1 protein-coding gene is annotated in these 1,431 nt (G+C 71.5%); it reads left to right on the top strand.

Going from position 1 to position 1,431, the window contains the following annotated elements; translation table 11 throughout:
* The coding region (gene glpD, locus ACYQ6W_RS22600) for a glycerol-3-phosphate dehydrogenase (RefSeq protein WP_459678546.1) at positions 1 to 1,431 on the top strand (1,431 nt) is incomplete at both ends.

The following is a 1,431-nucleotide window of genomic DNA, read 5'->3' as shown; positions in this document are numbered from 1 at the left end:
CGGGACGCGACGGGTCGGGGCTGGCGCGTCTTCCTCTGCGAGCAGCGGGACCTCGCCTCGGGCACCTCCTCCGCCTCCACCAAGCTCATCCATGGCGGGCTGCGCTATCTCGAATACTACGAGTTCCGCCTGGTGCGCGAAGCGCTGATGGAGCGCGAGGTGTTGTGGGGCATCGCCCCGCACATCGTCTGGCCGCTGCGCTTCCTCCTGCCCCACCACAAGGCGCTGCGCCCGCGCTGGCTGCTGCGCCTCGGCCTCTTCCTCTATGATCATCTCGGCGGCCGCCGCAAACTGCCCGCCACCCGCTCCGTCGACCTCGCGCGCGACGTGACGGGCGGACCGCTCAAGCCCGACTTCCGCCGCGGCTTCGAATATTCCGACTGCTGGGTCGAGGATTCGCGCCTCGTCGTGCTCAATGCGCGCGATGCCGCCGAGCGTGGCGCCACCATCCGCCCGCGCACCCGCTGCCTCGCCGCCGAGCGCGAGGGCGGCCTCTGGCGCGTCACCACGCGCGACACCGACACCGGCGAGACCACGACCATCCGCGCCCGCGCCCTCGTCAACGCCGCCGGCCCCTGGGTCGGCGAGGTCGGCGCCGCCGTCCTGCACGGCAATGCCCGCGCCCCGGTCCGCCTCGTCCAGGGCAGCCACATCGTCGTGCCCAAGCTCTACGACCATCCCGGCTGCTACATCTTCCAGAACGGCGACGGCCGCATCGTCTTCCTCATTCCCTACGAGCAGGACTTCACCCTGATCGGCACCACCGATCAGGACTTCCAGGGGGACCCCGCAACCGTGCGGGCAACGGAAGCCGAGATCGCCTATCTCTGCCGCGCCGCCTCCGACTATCTGAAGACGCCGCTCTCGCCCGAGGCCGTGGTCTGGACCTATGCCGGCGTCCGCCCGCTCTATGACGAGGCCGGCGAGACCAAGGCCCAGGCCGCGACGCGGGACTACGTGCTCAAGCTCGACACCACGGGCGGCGCGCCGCTGCTCTCGCTCTATGGCGGCAAGATCACGACCTATCGCAAGCTCGCCGAAGCGGCGCTCGCGCAACTCGCCCCGCATCTGCCGCAGGCGGCGGGGGAAGCCCCGGGCTGGACCGCGCGCGCGCCGCTGCCGGGCGGCGATTTTCCCATGCAGGGCTTCGCCGCGCTGCAGGCCGAGATGGCGGCGCGCTACCCCTTCCTGCCGGAAGCCCAGCTCCGCCGCCTGCTGCGCGCCTATGGCACGCGTGCCCGCCTGCTGCTCGGCGAGGCCCGCAGCGCGGCCGATCTCGGCGAAAATTTCGGCGCCGGCCTCACCATGGCCGAACTCCGCTACCTCGTCGCCGAAGAATGGGCCCGCTCCGCAGACGACGTCCTCTGGCGCCGCTCCAAGCTCGGCCTCCGCCTCACCCCAGACCAAACCGCCCGCGTCCAAAACGCGATG

The organism is Acidisoma sp. 7E03 (genome assembly GCF_054665075.1).
Note: the sequence above shows the minus strand (reverse complement) of the source record. Positions and strands in the feature narration are given on the sequence as shown.